Origin of the sequence: Shewanella sp. Pdp11 (genome assembly GCF_002838165.1) — a bacterium.
Taxonomy (GTDB): Bacteria; Pseudomonadota; Gammaproteobacteria; order Enterobacterales; family Shewanellaceae; genus Shewanella; species Shewanella hafniensis.
Genome location: NZ_CP015194.1, coordinates 3,397,159 through 3,413,852, shown reverse-complemented (window position 1 = coordinate 3,413,852; position 16,694 = coordinate 3,397,159). Strand labels below are relative to the sequence as shown.

Annotated in this window: 15 protein-coding genes and 1 pseudogene; 12 read left to right on the top strand and 4 right to left on the bottom strand. The window is 45.6% G+C overall.

Annotation, left to right across the window (positions count from 1 at the left end; translation table 11 throughout):
* The first annotated feature begins 7 nt into the window (after positions 1 to 7).
* The 7 genes from AYJ58_RS15080 to AYJ58_RS15050 all read left to right on the top strand — a co-directional run bounded on the left by AYJ58_RS15080 (position 8) and on the right by AYJ58_RS15050 (position 8,511).
* Positions 8 to 715, top strand: a complete 708-nt coding sequence (locus AYJ58_RS15080) for a succinate dehydrogenase iron-sulfur subunit (RefSeq protein WP_106650759.1) — start codon at positions 8 to 10, stop codon at positions 713 to 715.
* Between the two features lie 214 nt (positions 716 to 929).
* The gene (locus AYJ58_RS15075; protein WP_106650758.1) at positions 930 to 3,761 is read left to right on the top strand and encodes a 2-oxoglutarate dehydrogenase E1 component; all 2,832 of its coding nucleotides are present in this window, start codon (positions 930 to 932) and stop codon (positions 3,759 to 3,761) included.
* A 31-nt stretch (positions 3,762 to 3,792) separates the two neighbouring features.
* Entirely contained in the window at positions 3,793 to 4,983 is a 1,191-nt protein-coding gene (odhB, locus tag AYJ58_RS15070) for a 2-oxoglutarate dehydrogenase complex dihydrolipoyllysine-residue succinyltransferase (protein WP_106650757.1), read from the top strand.
* Positions 4,984 to 5,088: 105 nt separating this feature from the next.
* Positions 5,089 to 6,255: an ADP-forming succinate--CoA ligase subunit beta gene (sucC, locus tag AYJ58_RS15065; protein WP_106650756.1), complete on the top strand. Its 1,167-nt coding sequence runs from the start codon at positions 5,089 to 5,091 to the stop codon at positions 6,253 to 6,255.
* Positions 6,255 to 7,127, top strand: coding sequence for a succinate--CoA ligase subunit alpha (gene sucD / locus AYJ58_RS15060; RefSeq protein WP_106650755.1), 873 nt, complete (start codon positions 6,255 to 6,257; stop codon positions 7,125 to 7,127). The genes sucC and sucD overlap by 1 nt, the downstream gene beginning before the upstream one ends.
* 381 nt (positions 7,128 to 7,508) lie before the next feature.
* Positions 7,509 to 7,916, top strand: coding sequence for a nucleoside diphosphate kinase regulator (gene rnk, locus AYJ58_RS15055; protein WP_106650754.1), 408 nt, complete (start codon positions 7,509 to 7,511; stop codon positions 7,914 to 7,916).
* Between the two features lie 97 nt (positions 7,917 to 8,013).
* Entirely contained in the window at positions 8,014 to 8,511 is a 498-nt protein-coding gene (locus AYJ58_RS15050; RefSeq protein WP_106650753.1) for a GNAT family N-acetyltransferase, read from the top strand.
* An 81-nt stretch (positions 8,512 to 8,592) separates the two neighbouring features.
* Here AYJ58_RS15050 and fur read toward each other — a convergent pair whose 3' ends face one another.
* Positions 8,593 to 9,024, bottom strand: a complete 432-nt coding sequence (gene fur, locus AYJ58_RS15045) for a ferric iron uptake transcriptional regulator (protein WP_106650752.1) — start codon at positions 9,022 to 9,024, stop codon at positions 8,593 to 8,595.
* A gap of 257 nt (positions 9,025 to 9,281) precedes the next feature.
* On the opposite strand from fur, the gene cobB reads away from it, so the two are divergent.
* The 4 genes from cobB to corA all read left to right on the top strand — a co-directional run bounded on the left by cobB (position 9,282) and on the right by corA (position 12,241).
* On the top strand, positions 9,282 to 10,013 hold the full coding sequence (cobB, locus tag AYJ58_RS15040) for a Sir2 family NAD+-dependent deacetylase (RefSeq protein WP_106650751.1): 732 nt from the start codon (positions 9,282 to 9,284) through the stop codon (positions 10,011 to 10,013).
* Complete coding sequence (locus tag AYJ58_RS15035; RefSeq protein ID WP_106650750.1) at positions 10,010 to 10,459, top strand: ATP-binding protein; 450 nt, start codon at positions 10,010 to 10,012, stop codon at positions 10,457 to 10,459. Before cobB ends, AYJ58_RS15035 begins: the two co-directional genes overlap by 4 nt.
* 336 nt (positions 10,460 to 10,795) lie before the next feature.
* On the top strand, positions 10,796 to 11,167 hold the full coding sequence (locus AYJ58_RS15030) for a hypothetical protein (protein ID WP_106650749.1): 372 nt from the start codon (positions 10,796 to 10,798) through the stop codon (positions 11,165 to 11,167).
* 126 nt (positions 11,168 to 11,293) lie between these two features.
* Complete coding sequence (corA, locus tag AYJ58_RS15025; protein ID WP_106650748.1) at positions 11,294 to 12,241, top strand: magnesium/cobalt transporter CorA; 948 nt, start codon at positions 11,294 to 11,296, stop codon at positions 12,239 to 12,241.
* 210 nt (positions 12,242 to 12,451) lie between these two features.
* On the opposite strand, the pseudogene AYJ58_RS15020 reads toward corA, so the two are convergent.
* Positions 12,452 to 13,713 (bottom strand): annotated as a pseudogene (locus AYJ58_RS15020) (HD-GYP domain-containing protein).
* Positions 13,714 to 13,831: 118 nt separating this feature from the next.
* Here AYJ58_RS15020 and AYJ58_RS15015 point away from each other — a divergent pair.
* Entirely contained in the window at positions 13,832 to 14,527 is a 696-nt protein-coding gene (locus AYJ58_RS15015; protein WP_106650747.1) for a 2OG-Fe(II) oxygenase, read from the top strand.
* Between the two features lie 55 nt (positions 14,528 to 14,582).
* Here AYJ58_RS15015 and AYJ58_RS15010 read toward each other — a convergent pair whose 3' ends face one another.
* Together AYJ58_RS15010 and AYJ58_RS15005 are read right to left on the bottom strand one after the other, a co-directional pair.
* Complete coding sequence (locus AYJ58_RS15010; RefSeq protein ID WP_106650746.1) at positions 14,583 to 15,932, bottom strand: ATP-binding protein; 1,350 nt, start codon at positions 15,930 to 15,932, stop codon at positions 14,583 to 14,585.
* Positions 15,923 to 16,597, bottom strand: coding sequence for a response regulator (locus AYJ58_RS15005; RefSeq protein WP_106650745.1), 675 nt, complete (start codon positions 16,595 to 16,597; stop codon positions 15,923 to 15,925). The genes AYJ58_RS15010 and AYJ58_RS15005 overlap by 10 nt, the downstream gene beginning before the upstream one ends.
* Between the last annotated feature and the right edge of the window lie 97 nt (positions 16,598 to 16,694).

The window sequence follows — 16,694 nt, the reverse complement described above, 5'->3', positions numbered from 1 at the left end:
TGCAAAGATGAAATTGACATTTGCAGTTTATCGCTACAATCCTGACGTAGATACTAAACCGTATATGCAGGATTACAGCTTAGAAGTAGCTGACGGCTCTGACATGATGGTGCTCGATGCACTGATTAAGTTGAAAGAGCAAGATCCGACTCTGTCATTCCGTCGCTCATGCCGTGAAGGTGTGTGTGGTTCTGACGGTGTGAACATGAATGGTAAAAATGGTCTGGCGTGTATTACCCCAATTTCAACCTTCAAAGGCAAGAAATTAGAAATACGCCCATTACCAGGTATGCCAGTTGTTCGTGACTTAGTTGTTGATTTAACTCAGTTCTATAAGCAGTATGAGAAGATCAAGCCTTACCTCATCAATGATGAGAAAGCACCAGCCCGTGAACACTTACAATCACCTGAAGAGCGTGCTCATTTAGATGGTCTGTACGAATGTATCATGTGTGCCTGTTGTTCAACGGCTTGCCCATCATTCTGGTGGAATCCTGATAAGTTTATCGGTCCAAGCGGTCTGCTTCACGCATATCGTTTCTTGATCGACAGTCGCGATACAGCAACAGAAGAACGTCTTTCTGAGCTGGACGACGCCTATAGCGTGTTCCGTTGCCACGGCATCATGAACTGCGTTGACGTGTGTCCAAAAGGTCTTAATCCGACTAAAGCAATTGGTCATATTAAGTCCATGCTGTTGAAGCGAGCAGTGTAATGCGAGAACCCGAGCTGAAACCAATAATAATATAGCTCTTGAAGAGTCACTTTCTGGTAGCAGAAGGTGACTCTTTTGCGTATGTAATGGAAGACAACGCGCCGTATATCTGGACATCTAGGGGCGGCAGAAATTATGCGTCGAAGGTAATCTCTACAGACTGCATATTTAATACTATGGCTAAGCACGTGTATAAAGTTTGAAAGGAATAGAAATGCACCAAGGCATCATGAAAGCCTGGCTCGAATCATCTCACTTAAGTGGTGCAAATTCGACCTACGTAGAAGAGATGTATGAAGCCTATCAAGAAAACCCACAGTCAGTCGCTGATGATTGGCGTGCGGTATTTGATAATCTCCCTCCTGTGAACGGTGCCTCTGTTGATGCGCCTGAAGCTGCTCACTCAAAAGTACGTGATTATTTTCGCAGTTTAGCGTTAGAAGGACGCCATAAGAGCTCTGCTCGTGTGACGGATCCTGAACTGGATGCTAAGCAAGTTAAAGTCCTGCAGTTAATTAACGCCCATCGTTTCCGTGGTCACCAAGGTGCTAACCTTGACCCGCTTGAACTGTGGAAACGCGAACCCGTTGCTGATTTAGATCCTGCCTTCCACGGCCTGACTAAAGAAGACATGGATCGTGAGTTTAATACAGGTTCTTTTGCTCATGGTGGCGAAACCATGAAGCTCGCGGATTTGGTAAAAGCGCTGAAAGCCACCTATTGTGGTTCTATCGGTGCTGAATATATGCACATTACCGATACCGATGAGAAACGCTGGATCCAACAACGTCTCGAACCTTCCTTAGGTAAAGCTAACTACGATAAAAGTGTTAAGACACGCATTCTTGAAGGCTTAAACGCCGCAGAAGGCATTGAAAAATACTTAGGTGCTAAATTCCCTGGTGCGAAACGTTTCTCGTTAGAAGGCGGCGATGCGTTAGTGCCTATGATGCGCGAAATTATTTATCGTGCAGGTGAAGCGGGTACTAAAGAAATCGTCGTTGGTATGGCCCACCGTGGTCGTCTAAACGTACTGGTTAACGTATTAGGTAAGCGTCCTGCTGAACTGTTTGATGAGTTCGCGGGTAAGCATGCTGATACCCACGGTTCGGGTGACGTTAAGTACCACCAAGGTTTCTCCTCTGATTTCGAAACGCCGGGCGGCAATGTGCATTTAGCACTGGCCTTTAACCCATCGCACCTTGAAATCGTTAACCCTGTGGTCATTGGTTCGGTACGTGCCCGCCAAGACCGTCGCGGTTGTAAGGATGGCTTACAAGTCATGCCTATTACTATTCACGGTGACTCAGCCATTGCGGGTCAAGGGATAGTACAAGAGACATTCAACATGTCTCAAACCCGCGGTTTTAAAGTGGGCGGCAGTATTCGCATCGTAGTGAACAACCAAGTGGGTTTCACTACGTCTAACCATGCGGACGTGCGTTCAACTGAATATTGTACTGACATCGCTAAGATGGTTCAGGCGCCGATTTTCCACGTTAACTCTGACGATCCAGAAGCGGTTGCATTTGTATCGCAGTTAGCCGTTGACTATCGTAACGAGTTCAAACGTGATGTGGTGGTTGAATTAGTCTGTTATCGCCGTCATGGCCATAACGAAGCCGATGAGCCAAGTGCAACTCAACCGCTGATGTATGCCAAGATCAAGAAACACCCAACGCCACGTAAGATTTATGCAGACAAGTTAATCGCTGAAAACGTGATTGCTGCCGATGAGGTGACTGGTCTTATCAATAATTACCGTGACGCATTAGATCAGGGTGATTGTGTGGTGAAAGAATGGCGTCCAATGACGCTGCATTCTGTTGACTGGACACCTTATATTGGTCGTGAGTGGGACGAAGCGTTCGAATCTGCGATGTCGGCAGAACGTTTACAAAACCTTGCGGACAAATTGAGCTACGTTCCTGAAAGCCATCCATTACAATCCCGTGTTGCTAAGATTTATGGCGACCGTGTTGCTATGGCAAAAGGTGAGAAACCACTCGATTGGGGCTTTGCAGAAACTTTGGCTTATGCCTCGATTCTGGAAGACAACAAGCGCGTTCGTATCACAGGTCAAGATTCTGGCCGTGGCACTTTCTTCCATCGTCATGCTGTGCTGCACAATCAAAACGATGGCACGACTTACATGCCACTACGCAACATTGCCGATGAGCAAGGTCCGATTGATATTACTGACTCAGTATTATCTGAAGCCTCAGTATTGGCATTTGAATACGGCTATGCGACGGCAGAACCTGGCGGCCTGACCATTTGGGAAGCCCAGTTTGGTGACTTTGCCAACTGTGCCCAAGTGGTTATTGATCAGTTCTTGTCATCGGGTGAACAAAAGTGGGGCCGTTTATGTGGTCTGACTATGTTGTTGCCCCATGGTTATGAAGGTCAAGGCCCAGAGCACTCAAGCGCCCGTTTAGAGCGTTTCTTGCAAATGTGTGCTAACCACAACATGCAAGTGTGTGTGCCTTCAACACCTGCACAGGTTTACCATATGTTGCGCCGTCAAGTGGTGCGCCCAATGCGTCGACCACTTATCGTGATGTCGCCTAAATCATTGCTGCGTCATCCATTAGCCGTGTCGAGTTTGGAAGAATTGGCCAGTGGTAGTTTCCAAAATGTGATCGGTGAAATCGATACCTTGGAAGCAAGCAAAGTGGATCGCGTTGTTTTCTGTAGTGGTAAAGTTTACTTCGAACTACTGGAAAAACGTCGTAAAGAAAACATCACTAACGTAGCGTTAATTCGTGTTGAACAGTTATATCCGTTCCCACATGATGAAATGATCGTTGCTTTGGCTGATTACCAACATGTTAAAGATTTTGTTTGGTGTCAGGAAGAGCCACAGAACCAAGGTGCTTGGTACTCGAGTCAACACCATTTCTGGGCCGCGATTCCTGCAGGTGCACAGTTAACTTATGCCGGCCGTGAAGCGTCAGCTGCGCCAGCATGTGGTTACCCTGAGTTGCATACACATCAGCAAGAATCTTTAGTGAACAGTGCCCTGAAACTTACAATCACACTGTAGTAATAGACATTTTATAAAAGGATAGTTTTTCATGAGTATCGAAATCAAGGTACCTGTACTACCAGAATCTGTTGCCGATGCCACTATTGCCACTTGGCATGTGAAAGTGGGCGAGCAAGTTTCTCGTGATCAAAACCTGGTTGATATTGAAACCGATAAAGTGGTTCTTGAAGTGGTTGCGCCAGAAGATGGCCACATTGGCGAGTTTTTGTTTGAAGAAGGCGCCACTGTTTTAGGTGAACAAGTGATCGCTAAGTTCATCGCTGGTGCAGTTTCTGGCCAAGAAGTGACTAAAGCTGAAGCAGAAGCGGCAACGCCAGCAGCTGCGACAAGTGACGAATCTAACGATGCGTTAAGCCCATCAGTACGCCGTTTACTGGCCGAGCACAATGTTGATGCTAGCAAAGTAAAAGGTACGGGTGTGGGTGGTCGTATTACTAAAGAAGACGTTGAAGCTTTTGTTAAGTCTGCCCCTAAAGCAGCGGCGCCAGCAGCACCTGCTGTGGCTCCGTTAGCGGCTGGCCGTAGCGAGAAGCGCGTGCCAATGACACGTCTGCGTAAGACAATCGCTAACCGCTTGTTAGAAGCGAAAAACTCTACCGCTATGCTCACGACATTTAACGAAGTGAACATGAAGCCAATCATGGATATCCGTAAGCAATATCAAGATATCTTTGAAAAGCGCCACGGTATCCGTTTAGGCTTTATGTCTTTCTACATCAAAGCTGTGACTGAAGCGCTGAAACGTTTCCCAGAAGTCAACGCGTCTATTGATGGCGACGATATCGTTTATCACAACTACTTCGACATCAGTATCGCAGTATCAACGCCACGTGGTCTGGTAACACCAGTGTTACGTGACACAGATACTATGAACTTAGCTGAAATCGAAAAAGCGGTTCGTGACTTAGCCCTTAAAGGCCGTGACGGTAAGCTGACTGTAGCTGACATGACTGGCGGTAACTTCACTGTGACTAACGGTGGTGTTTTCGGTTCATTGATGTCTACCCCAATCCTTAACCTGCCACAAAGCGCGATTTTAGGCATGCATGCCATTAAAGACCGCCCAATGGCAGTTAATGGTCAGGTTGAAATCCTGCCCATGATGTACCTAGCACTCTCATATGACCATCGTATTGTTGATGGCCGTGAGTCTGTTGGTTTCTTGGTTGCGATTAAAGACTTCCTAGAAGACCCAACTCGTCTGCTGCTTGATCTGTAAGACAACTCGCTAAGAGTTCGCGCTTAAAGAAATAGCCAGACATACCCTCGTGACTGGCCCAAACGGGCCAGTTGGATTTGATTAGAAGTATACGGATAGATCATCATGAATTTGCATGAGTATCAGGCAAAATCCTTATTTGCCGAATATGGTTTACCAGTGTCAGAAGGTTTTGCATGTGATACAGCCCAAGAAGCTGTAGAAGCGGCAGGCCATATTGGCGGAAATTTATGGGTTGTTAAGTGTCAAGTACACGCTGGCGGCCGCGGTAAAGCGGGTGGCGTTAAAGTCACTGGAGATAAAGAAGAAATCAGAGCCTTTGCCGAACACTGGTTAGGCAAAAATCTGGTGACTTATCAAACTGATGAGAAAGGTCAGCCAGTTGCTAAAATTTTAGTAGAAAGCTGTACCGACATCGCTAACGAACTGTACCTTGGTGCCGTTGTTGACCGCGCGACTCGTCGCGTTGTGTTCATGGCGTCGACTGAAGGTGGTGTTGAAATTGAGAAAGTGGCAGAAGAAACGCCAGAACTCATCCACACTGCAATCATCGATCCTTTGACTGGCCCACAAGGTTATCAAGCTCGCGATCTTGGCTTCAAGTTAGGTTTAAACCCAACGCAAATGAAGCAGTTCACTAAGATCTTTATGGGTCTGGCGACTATGTTCGTTGATCATGATTTCGCACTATTAGAAATCAACCCACTGGTTATTACCACTGAAGGCAACCTACACTGCCTAGATGGTAAAATCGGTATCGACGGTAATGCACTATTCCGTCAACCAAAAATCAAAGGCATGCACGATCCATCACAGGATGACGCGCGTGAAGCTCACGCGGCTAAGTTCGAACTGAACTACGTAGCATTAGACGGTAACGTTGGCTGTATGGTGAACGGTGCTGGTCTGGCTATGGGTACTATGGATATCGTTAACTTGCACGGTGGCAAGCCAGCGAACTTCCTAGACGTAGGCGGCGGCGCGACTAAAGAACGTGTAGCAGAAGCTTTCAAAATCATTCTGTCTGACAGCAATGTGAAAGCGGTTCTGGTTAACATTTTCGGCGGTATCGTACGTTGTGACATGATCGCAGAAGGTATTATCGGCGCCGTTAAAGAAGTGGGCGTACAAGTCCCTGTTGTGGTTCGTTTAGAAGGCACTAACGCTGAACTTGGCCGTGAAGTATTAGCTAAATCAGGTCTTGATATCATTGCAGCTACCAGTCTGACTGACGCGGCTGAGCAAGTAGTTAAAGCTGCGGAGGGCAAATAATGTCTGTCTTAATCAATAAAGATACCAAGGTAATTTGCCAAGGTTTCACTGGCGGTCAAGGTACATTCCACTCACAACAAGCTATCGATTACGGTACGCAAATGGTGGGCGGTGTGTCTCCTGGTAAAGGCGGTCAAACTCACTTAGGTCTACCAGTGTTTAACACGGTAAAAGATGCTGTTGCTGCAACTGGCGCAACGGCAACTGTGATCTATGTACCGGCACCATTTTGTAAAGACGCCATCCTTGAAGCTATCGACGGTGGCATCGAGCTTATCGTTTGTATCACTGAAGGCATTCCTACACTGGACATGCTGCAAGTTAAAGTGAAGCTTGAAGAAACTGGCGTTCGCATGATTGGCCCTAACTGCCCAGGTGTTATCACCCCAGGTGAATGTAAGATCGGCATCATGCCAGGTCACATCCACTTAAAAGGCAAAGTGGGTATCGTTTCACGTTCAGGTACTCTGACCTATGAAGCGGTTAAGCAAACGACTGATGAAGGTTTCGGCCAATCTACTTGCGTAGGTATCGGTGGTGACCCAATCCCAGGTACTAACTTCATCGACGTATTGGAAATGTTCCAAAACGATCCACAGACTGAAGCGATTGTAATGATCGGTGAAATCGGTGGTAACGCTGAGGAAGATGCGGCGGCTTTCATTAAAGCACACGTGACTAAGCCTGTTGTGTCTTACATTGCTGGTGTAACTGCACCTGCTGGTAAGCGTATGGGCCACGCTGGCGCGATTATCGCTGGCGGTAAAGGTACTGCAGAAGACAAATTTGCTGCATTAGAAGCAGCCGGCGTGACAACTGTCCGCTCGCTAGCTGATATCGGCAAAGCGCTGCGTACTCGTACTGGTTGGTAAGCTAAACCGTTCGATACTAAAAGGCGCCTAAGGCGCCTTTTTTATTGGCTGTAAAATGACAGGAATGGGATTGAGCTAACACCATGAAGACTAGATATTTTTTCTTCTACGGGTTAGATTGATGCTTCTCTACTCAGCAGTCGCCTGCGCCATTGGCGAGCATAGCGTGATGAGAGCCATTAACCATGAGCTAAGTGCTTATGGCTTCAGTGCTGTTTCTGCAAAATATCTTGAATTCAAATTTTTATCACACGGTTGCAGCCTATCGCTGCGAGCGTATTTGTATTATGGGGCTTACTGCATTGGGGGAGGGTAAGCCACTGAGTCGATGTTAGCCTGAGTCACGGCTTGAACATCACGTTTCTTTACGAGGGAAAGACTGTGAAAACACCTAAAATCATTATTTCGGAAATCGATTTAGAAAGACTAGAGCGATTATTGGAGTCACTGCCGGCAAATGCGTTCCCGGGCAAAGCGGCATTGGAGGCTGAATTAGACAGGGCCGATATCGTGCCTGCATCTCAGATGCCAGCAAATGTGGTGACCATGAATTCGGAAGTGAAGTTTAGCGTTTCATCCAGTAATGAGACCTTCTGTTTACGGTTAGTGTATCCAAAAGACGTAAACGGCGCGGGCACGATTTCTATTTTGGCGCCAGTGGGGAGTGCATTATTAGGGCTGTCACAAGGCGATGAGATTGAATGGCCAGGCCCTGGTGGTTCCATGGTAAAAGTGCGTATTGAAGAAATCCTGTATCAGCCTGAGCGCAGTGGTGATTACCACCGTTAAGCTTAAGGTTCTGGCGTAGTGTCGTTGACGTTACGCCAATAGTAACCATTTATCGATAGGCTGATGTATTAAGCGATCCATTTTTGAAGGAGTAAAGATGATAACCCAAACTGAACGATTAATTATTCGGCCATTTACTGAGCAAGATTGTGAAGCCCTGTATTTGATGAACAGTAATCCTGCGATGCTGAAATACATTCCCACTGCTGCTTTTACGTCTCGTGAGCAGGCGGTTGAGTTATTTCACCAAGTGATCCAAGCCGATTACCAGCAACATGGTTTTGGTCGCTGGGCAGTAGAGCATAAAGCCGATAAACGTGTGATCGGTTTTTGTGGCCCGAAATTCATTGCAGAATTTAATGAAGTCGAACTGGGTTATCGTTATTTCCCTGAGTATTGGGGCACAGGGATTGGCACTGAGGCCGCATCTGCTGCATTAGCCGAATTTAAGCGTTTTGGCATAGAGCAGACAATTGCACTTATCTTAGAAGGGAATCTCGGTTCAGAAGGCGTAGCTAAGCGAGTGGGGATGCACTGGCGCGAGCAAAATGAGTTTATGGGCCATAAAGTGAATATCTACGCCAAATTATTATAACGATTTGCCGATTAACATCATCCAATAAAAAACCAGCCTAAAGCTGGTTTTTTGTGTCTCTGCGATGAAAGCTGAAGTCGACTAAGCGTCGTTATGCTCACAGGTATCATTGGTGCAAGTGCCGTACAAATATAAGCTGTGATTCGTCAGCTTAATGTTGTGTTTCATGGCAATTTCATCTTGACGACGTTCGATAACTTCATCTGAAAACTCAATCACTTTGCCACACGACAGGCAAACTAAGTGATCATGGTGATGCTGAGTTGAGAGTTCGAAAACAGCTTTACCGCTTTCAAAATGGTGACGACTGACAATGCCAGCATCATCAAATTGGTTTAACACACGGTAGACGGTGGCTAGACCAATTTCTTCACCCAAATCCAGCAGCTTCTTGTACAAATCTTCTGCACTGATATGTTGGTTTTCAGGTCCTTGCATCAGTTCTAGGATCTTGACTCGTGGCAGGGTAATTTTCAAACCCGCTTTTTTTAGCGCTTGATTTCCATCTGTCATTGCTAATCTCTTGATTGCAGAACCAATAGGTTCATCCGTGGATAGTGTTTGCCATTATAGGGGCTCAGGTTGAAAACTTAAACCTTTGTTCTGGCTTTATAGCGCGATATGCAGATAAATTGTGTCAATAGGCGTTAAATCACAATATTTTGCGGCAATTCAAGCATAGTTTTTGTATGGTTATACCAAGGAATAATATTCACGGCTGCCAAAGTCAGTAAGAATAATTCAAATAAATAAAATAATAAGGAATCGGCATGTACCAGCAAATTGTGGTGTTAACCGGCGCGGGGATCTCTGCGGAATCGGGACTACGCACCTTTCGCGATCAAGATGGTTTGTGGGAAGAACATCATATTGAAGACGTTGCCACACCTGAAGGGTATGAACGTGATGCTGAACTTGTGGAACGCTTTTACAATAGTCGTTGGCAGCAATTGCACAGTGGTACGGTTGAGCCCAATGCCGCGCACCTTGCCTTGGCAAAGTTAGAGGCAGAATTTCAAGGTCAGTTATTGGTCGTGACCCAAAATATTGATGATCTGCATGAGCGTGCGGGTTCACGTCAATTGCTGCACATGCATGGCGAACTATCCAAAGGCCGTTGTCCGCGTTCGCGTCAGACTTTTATTTTACGTGAGCCTTTTGGTGCCGATAACTGTTGTACCTGCTGTATTCCTGCCCAGCGTTTGCGCCCCCATGTGGTGTGGTTCGGTGAAATGCCCTTAGGGATGGATCGAATTCACGATGCGCTCGATAACTGCGACTTGTTTATTGCCATTGGCACCTCTGGTACTGTTTATCCTGCCGCAGGCTTTGTCGATACCGCTAATCATCACGGCGCGCAAACGGTTGAAGTGAATATGATGGCACCCGATAGACACAGTCAGTTCCAGTATCATCTGACGGGCAAAGCGGGGGAGTTAGTGCCCCAGTTGGTCGAGACTATTTTAGCGGGTAGAGTGATTGGCAGTGAGTCAAACGCATGAGTGATAAAATCGCGATTATTATGCGTGGCTTACCGGGCAGTGGTAAGTCACATTGGGTTGAAACTTATATTCTTTCCCTTGCTTTAGAAAAAGCCATTGACGTGCGCCAACGCGGTGTCTTTTCGACCGATAGCTTTTTCTACCATCAAGATGAATACCGTTTTGATGCTAAGAGGTTGCCTGAGTATCATCAATGTAATCTGACGGGGTTTATTCAGGCACTGTCTTCAGGCGAGCCCGTGGTGATTTGCGACAACACTAATCTGTGCCGCTGGGAATACATGGCCTATGAAGCGGCGGCAAAAGCCTTAGGTTATCAAGTTAGAATTGTGCTTGTGGGCGAACCGAGTAATCCTGCCCATCAGTTGGAATGCGCCAAACGGAATCGCCATGGCGTACCTTTGGCCCAAATTCAACGAATGGCAAAGGTATTTGAGGATTTTTAATCTAAATGGCTTAGTCATCTTGAGTGCTGTGGCGCTTTTGTCACAGTAATCGGATTAGGCCTTTATCTTTATCTTTATCTTTACCTCGCAGTGTTTTTTATCCTGTCATTTTTCGTCCTGCCACATTGTTGTAGTACTCTGTTTCAAATCATTGCTTTTGTGTAATGTCACTTGCCATTTGTCTTATCTCTTCGACCGTGAGCGTTAAGCTTGATCCCAAAGACAGTTTATCCACTTGAGTCAGCGTATAATGGCCTTTGTGACGGGTTAATGCTCGATTGCAGCATGTGTTATATCGTTGACTGCGCGTAGGCGAAGTACATCAAAGGAAGGGTCATGCTCACTAAAGTTTTACTGACATTCTTAATCATTGCTGGTGCTTGGTTTTTATTGATGAAACGTCAGCGTCATATTGTGCCTCAGGCCGCGAATATCAGCTCTAAACGTTTAAGTGAACCCCTGTGGCGTCGTTATCTGCTCACTGGCGTGTTTGTGGTGCTCGGACTGAGTGTACTCAGTTATAGCGTTTGGTATTGGCGAGACCAGCACACAATAGTCACGGTAAGAATCGTGTCACCCAATGCTGACAACAATGGTGAGTATCGCGTGCGTAAGGGTGATATTTCAGATTCGAAAATGGTGACGCTCGATGGCATCCATATTCGCTTTTCGACCCAAGAACGGCTGACGATCATCGAGACCGATTAAGGCATATTTATTTTACTAAATTATCCTTCGCGCCTTTTCATTGCCAACTTATGCGGTAAACTAGCGACAATTTTTTAGCCTGCACTTAAGTGGGATCGTTAACTTAAGTTTTTTTCAGGAGGACAAATGATTACTGCTTATGTGTATGAAAATCGTCACCTTACTGTGACAGAGCTCGGCATACTGGACAGTATTCCCGCGTCGACCATTTGGTTAGATCTGTATAAACCCGATGATGCGGAGCGAGAATGGTTAAGTCATTTTTCTGTTGAAGAAGTGCCTGACGAAGAAGATATCAATGAAATTGAGGCCTCTGCACGTTTTTATCAAAACAGCGATGGCTTGCACATCAATTCGTTATTTCCCCAGCGTGTCGGCCAAGATGTGCGTGGTGTTAACGTGTCCTTCAACCTTCGGGCCAATTTTTTACTGACAATCCGTGAAGAAGACGTCGGTCTGATCCGCTTGCTACGTAACTATTTACGTCTGGGCCGGTTAGATGTGTCGACACCGCAGGAATTATTTCTCGAATTGTTTAATCTGAAAGTGGATTATCTGTCTGATTTAATTGAAGATGTTTACACAGTCCTCGAAAATGTCGGTGAGCAAGTGTTTGATAACGATGAGCTTGACGATGTATTTAAGCTCATCACTCTGCAAGAAGACTCCAATGGTAAAATCCGTTTAAGTTTGCTCGATACCCAGCGTTCACTGCGTTATATGCAGCGTTACTATCGTGGTCAGCTATCCGATGAGCACTTGAAGGATTTGCGGGAAATGTTATCGGATATCGAGTCGCTGATGCCCCACAGTCAATTTATTTTCGATAAATTAAACTTCTTGCTTGATGCGGCCATGGGTTTCAGTGGCCTGCAACAGAACAAAATCATTAAAATCTTCTCGGTTGCCGCTGTGGTGTTTCTGCCGCCAACCTTGATTGCCAGTAGTTATGGGATGAACTTTACCAGTATGCCTGAGCTTGAGTGGCAATACGGTTACCCTATGGCGATTGTGATGATGTTAGCCAGTGCCGCCGGTACTTACTTCTTCTTTAAACGTAAACATTGGTTATAAGTCAGCCGCTAGACGCGTTGGTTTTGTCGAATAAAAAAATAAGGGTCGAATATAATATTCGACCCTTATTCTTATCACTGCGATTGTATCACTGTGATTTAATCACTTCACTTGATTTAATGAGTTTTACGTCACGAGTCTAACTCTATGACTTTGATTAAATCAGTGCCGCCAGTTATGCACCAACTGTAAGGCTATTTAACCCAGTCATCATTTACGGCTGTCACCACCAAAGTAGTAACTCACTCGTTCGCGGGGATTCAAGTACTCGTGAACTTTTTCAGGAAGCGCCGCAGGGGGTAAGCAGCGCACTATGCTGATCCCTTCAATCTCTAAATCAACGATAGGTGCTTGATCTTTAGGGACTAACGCATCGTAAACCAATATCTTAGGGCATAGCAGTTTAGTTAAGTTAACCGACATCACCATGGCATATTGACCGCTGGATAATTCCACCACACTGCCGGGGGATAAATGCCCAGCATCTTGATCATCTTGCCAATATACTCTTGATTTAGCTTAGTTTTATATTGCTTATACAAATGCCCCAGTGCGGCGTAGGGCATTCTGGCTTTGCCCTGTTGGCTTGGGTAACATAGGGAGTCATATTCGTTCACTGCCGCAATCAGTTGCGATACCTTGTCGAGAGCCTCTTCCTTTAGGCCTTTGGGATAACCACTGCCATCGAGAAACTCATGGTGATTGATGATTGCAGGTAAGGCTGCTTGGGGAAAATTATCGGCTAATTTGAGCAGTTCAATCCCAAGTAACGGATGCTGCTTGATGAAATTAAGCTCTGGCGCCGACCAAGGAGTCGATTTTTTAAGAATTTGGGGTGGAATTTTTAATTTACCCACATCGTGGAATAGGGCACTGAGACCCACAGTTTCAATCTCACTTCTATCCCATTCCAGTTCTTTAGCAATCAGCATAGAAAGAATCGCGACGTTCAAAGAATGGTAATAAATACTTTCGTCTTGCTTGGCATCGCTCATTAAATGCAGCACTAAGTTATCTGAATTAAGCAGCTGTTCGACGATGGAGTGTACTAAATCTTTGGCGTCATCGACCGCATTTAAGGGGCGATTACGCAGCTTAGAGATGAGACTGCGCATCATGGCGACCGAACGGGTAAAGTTTTGCTCGGTTTTATGAATATCGCGGCGTAATTTTTTTTGCACTTCGATTTGTTCGGCCTTGTACTGATCCATGTCGTTCTTAAGCACATTGATCTCAGCACTTGGCGGTAATTTGATTGGGTTGACTGCGTCAGCATCTATGGGAGCGACATCACTGCGTTCTAAATCGACAATGACATGCTCGATGCCTAGATTTTTAATCAACTCGATTTGTGCAGCTTGTTTAATATGAAAGCTACTGAATAAAAAGGGATGATCTTTCCAAGCCACAGGCAAACGCACAAAGTTGCCGACTTGAAGTTGATGGACTGAGACTTTACAGCTTTTTTTCATATTCTTGTTATCGTGAAGCCTAATGTGAGTTATTTTATCTCAATGATGCTGCTTTACAATTACTTAACTAACATGTCAGCATAGTAAGCCTAGAAAGTAGTCAATCCATTGAGGAAGTATGGACTTTATTGAAGTATACCCTAATGCGTTGCCGAATGACTTGTGTGACCGTCTCATTCTGGCATTTGAGCAACACGCTGGCGTTGTTGATGGACAAACGGGCAATGGCGTTGATTTGGAGAAGAAGATCAGCCGCGATTTGACCTTAGATAGTTTCGTCGACCTGCAGCCCATCAGAAACGAACTCTTAGGTTATACCTTAAAGGGCGCAGTAGATTATTTCACAAAGTACTCAATGGCGCTAATGGGCGCGGTCGCAGTGTCTGTGGGTGATGAAGAAGGCCAACCTGTGACGCTAACTCCGACTAATTTTGCGACGCTGGGTGCGCCTAGGGCCGATGGCTTAGTCAAGTATTTGTATCGCAGTGGCAGTATTAATATTCAAAAGTATCAGCAAAATAAAGGCGGTTATCCCCATTGGCATTCGGAGCAATTCCCGCAGAATGGCCACAATGAAGCCTTACATCGCGTCGTACTTTATATGTTTTATTTAAATGATGTGGAAGAGGGCGGTGAAACCGAATTTTATTATCAGCAACGTAAAATTTCGCCGAAAAAAGGCACTATGGTGATAGCGCCTGCGGGATTTACTCATTCACACAGGGGAAATAAACCTGTGAGTGGTGATAAATATATTGCCACCTCTTGGATCATGTTTAATCACGCCGAGCAGTTATATGCGGTGATTGCCTGATAAAGTCCAGCATCCAGATGTTTGTCAATATCTTTGTATTGAGCTATCCCTGTTGTTAAACAGGGATACGGATCCTGAAGAGTGCACCTTCTAAGTGGCTTTCTTCAATCTTTAAACTGCCACCGTAGCTGTGAACAATTTCATCACACACAGCTAATCCGATACCTTGTCCTGGTGACTGAGTATCTGCCCGAACGCCGCGTTGGATAATCTTTTGTCTTAGGTTTTCTTCAACACCCGGGCCATCATCCTCAACGATAAGTTCAAATTCGCCATGCGAATTAATTTGAGCTGAGACATGCACTTGACTGATACACAAGCGGAAAGCGTTTTCCATTAGGTTGCCACACAGTTCCATCAAGTCGCCCTTGTTGCCAGGGAACATTAAGGCGGGAGGAATGTTTGCTGAGAACTGCACTTGCTTGTCGCGATAAATTTTAAACAACATTTGCGCTAATTGGTCGACTAAGGGCGCAATCACCGTTTGTTCTTGCTTCAGGCCTTGGCGGCCTAACATAGCGCGTTTTAATTGATATTTGACCAGCTGATCCATCTGGCTGACTTGTTCCATGATTTTTTCGCTCGCCGATTGTTTACTCAAGCTGGCGTCATCTGTGATGGCATGCACAGCGGCTAAGCGGGTCTTTAGGCTGTGTGCTAAGTCATTCATGGCATTTTGATAGCGTTGTTGCTGGGCACTCGATTGTTGCAGCATTTGGTTGAGTGCTTGAGTTACGCCTTCGAGTTCAACAGGATAGCCTTCAGAAAGCGACTTACTCTTACCTTGGTTAATCGATTGCAGTTCATTTTGCATCCGCACTAAGGGGCGCATACCCCAATAGGCGGCGCTAACTAATAGAATTAACGCTAAGGCTAATACCATGGCTAAACGAATATAAGTGCGTTTACTGAATTTACTGTATTCCTGCTCGAGTTTGGCGGCATCTTTGAGGACGAGCAGGTTGTAATGTACGCTGGCAATTTCCACTGCGAGCAAATAGACGAAGTAACCTCTGTCATCGGCCATAGTAAGATAATAGGGCGGTGAGTCGTTGCGAATTTCGTTAAAACGCTCGCAAGTATCAAATAAGCCACGGTCTACCGCGAGGGATGAAGTCCAAACCTGTTTGAATTTTTCATCACAACTCGCAATCACATAGCGTTCTTGCTTATTATTTTCCTCTAGCCACGCACTGGTATCAGGGATGAGATCGTGCTCCCGTAATTCGGCGGCGACTTGGGGGATTTCGGCAATGAGTTGTGCGGTTTCTTCGTTATAACTATTCTGCGCATGCAGGATATTGACCATCCATGCGAGTCCAAAACCCACTAAGGCAATAATCGATAGTGAGGTGAGAAACATCCGCGTCAGCAGACGTTTCTTAAATTTTAATCTTAATTGCATGGCAGGTTAAATTTATATCCTTGGCCGCGAATGGTGACGATGGGATTATCAATTCCATCGCGGGTCAGTTTTTTGCGCAGGCGGCTGACCATGACTTCAATGGTGTTTGGATCGCCTTCTTTATCGCCATATATCACATCGAGCAAACGTTGTTTGGCAACTACCTCGTGGCAATGACGCATTAAATATTCGAGGATTAAATATTCAAAGGCCGTGACTTCCATGATTTCATCACTCAAGGTGACTTGTTTGGCGGCGAGATCGAGCTTCAATTCCCCACTGCAAATTACCGGCTTAACAAAGCCTGCACTGCGGCGCACTAAGGCATCTAACCTAGCAACGAGTTCTTCTTTTTGAAAGGGCTTAACTAAATAGTCATCGGCTCCGGCATTTAGGCCTTCGACCTTATCCTGCCAATTGACACGTGCGGTGAGGATTAATATCGGCGCTTTAAGATCGGCTTCTCTGAGTTGTTCAATTAAGCTAATGCCATCTTGATCGGGTAATCCTAAATCGACAATTGCGACATCGATCGGGTAATTTGTGGCCTGATAGAAACCTTCTTTGGCTGTGAGCGCCACTTGAACTTGATTGCCGAGATCGCTTAATTGCACTTTTAAGTGGTGGGATAAAATAGGATCGTCTTCAACAACCAAAATTCTCATAATATACATGCCTTAATGTGGATGATCTAAGCCTTAGCAAAGCAGTCTACGCAAAATCACACTGATAACCAAATAGAGTCTTAGCATATCTTAGTCG

Excerpts from the sequence above, each read along its gene's own strand:
- AYJ58_RS15015 (WP_106650747.1), top strand. The coding sequence starts at position 13,832 with ATGGACTTTATTGAAGTATACCCTAATGCGTTGCCGAATGACTTGTGT.
- AYJ58_RS15080 (WP_106650759.1), top strand. The coding sequence starts at position 8 with ATGAAATTGACATTTGCAGTTTATCGCTACAATCCTGACGTAGATACT.
- cobB (WP_106650751.1), top strand. The coding sequence starts at position 9,282 with ATGTACCAGCAAATTGTGGTGTTAACCGGCGCGGGGATCTCTGCGGAA.
- AYJ58_RS15035 (WP_106650750.1), top strand. The coding sequence starts at position 10,010 with ATGAGTGATAAAATCGCGATTATTATGCGTGGCTTACCGGGCAGTGGT.
- AYJ58_RS15010 (WP_106650746.1), bottom strand. The coding sequence starts at position 15,932 with ATGCAATTAAGATTAAAATTTAAGAAACGTCTGCTGACGCGGATGTTT.
- corA (WP_106650748.1), top strand. The coding sequence starts at position 11,294 with ATGATTACTGCTTATGTGTATGAAAATCGTCACCTTACTGTGACAGAG.
- odhB (WP_106650757.1), top strand. The coding sequence starts at position 3,793 with ATGAGTATCGAAATCAAGGTACCTGTACTACCAGAATCTGTTGCCGAT.
- sucD (WP_106650755.1), top strand. The coding sequence starts at position 6,255 with ATGTCTGTCTTAATCAATAAAGATACCAAGGTAATTTGCCAAGGTTTC.
- sucC (WP_106650756.1), top strand. The coding sequence starts at position 5,089 with ATGAATTTGCATGAGTATCAGGCAAAATCCTTATTTGCCGAATATGGT.
- AYJ58_RS15075 (WP_106650758.1), top strand. The coding sequence starts at position 930 with ATGCACCAAGGCATCATGAAAGCCTGGCTCGAATCATCTCACTTAAGT.
- AYJ58_RS15030 (WP_106650749.1), top strand. The coding sequence starts at position 10,796 with ATGCTCACTAAAGTTTTACTGACATTCTTAATCATTGCTGGTGCTTGG.
- AYJ58_RS15050 (WP_106650753.1), top strand. The coding sequence starts at position 8,014 with ATGATAACCCAAACTGAACGATTAATTATTCGGCCATTTACTGAGCAA.
- AYJ58_RS15005 (WP_106650745.1), bottom strand. The coding sequence starts at position 16,597 with ATGAGAATTTTGGTTGTTGAAGACGATCCTATTTTATCCCACCACTTA.
- fur (WP_106650752.1), bottom strand. The coding sequence starts at position 9,024 with ATGACAGATGGAAATCAAGCGCTAAAAAAAGCGGGTTTGAAAATTACC.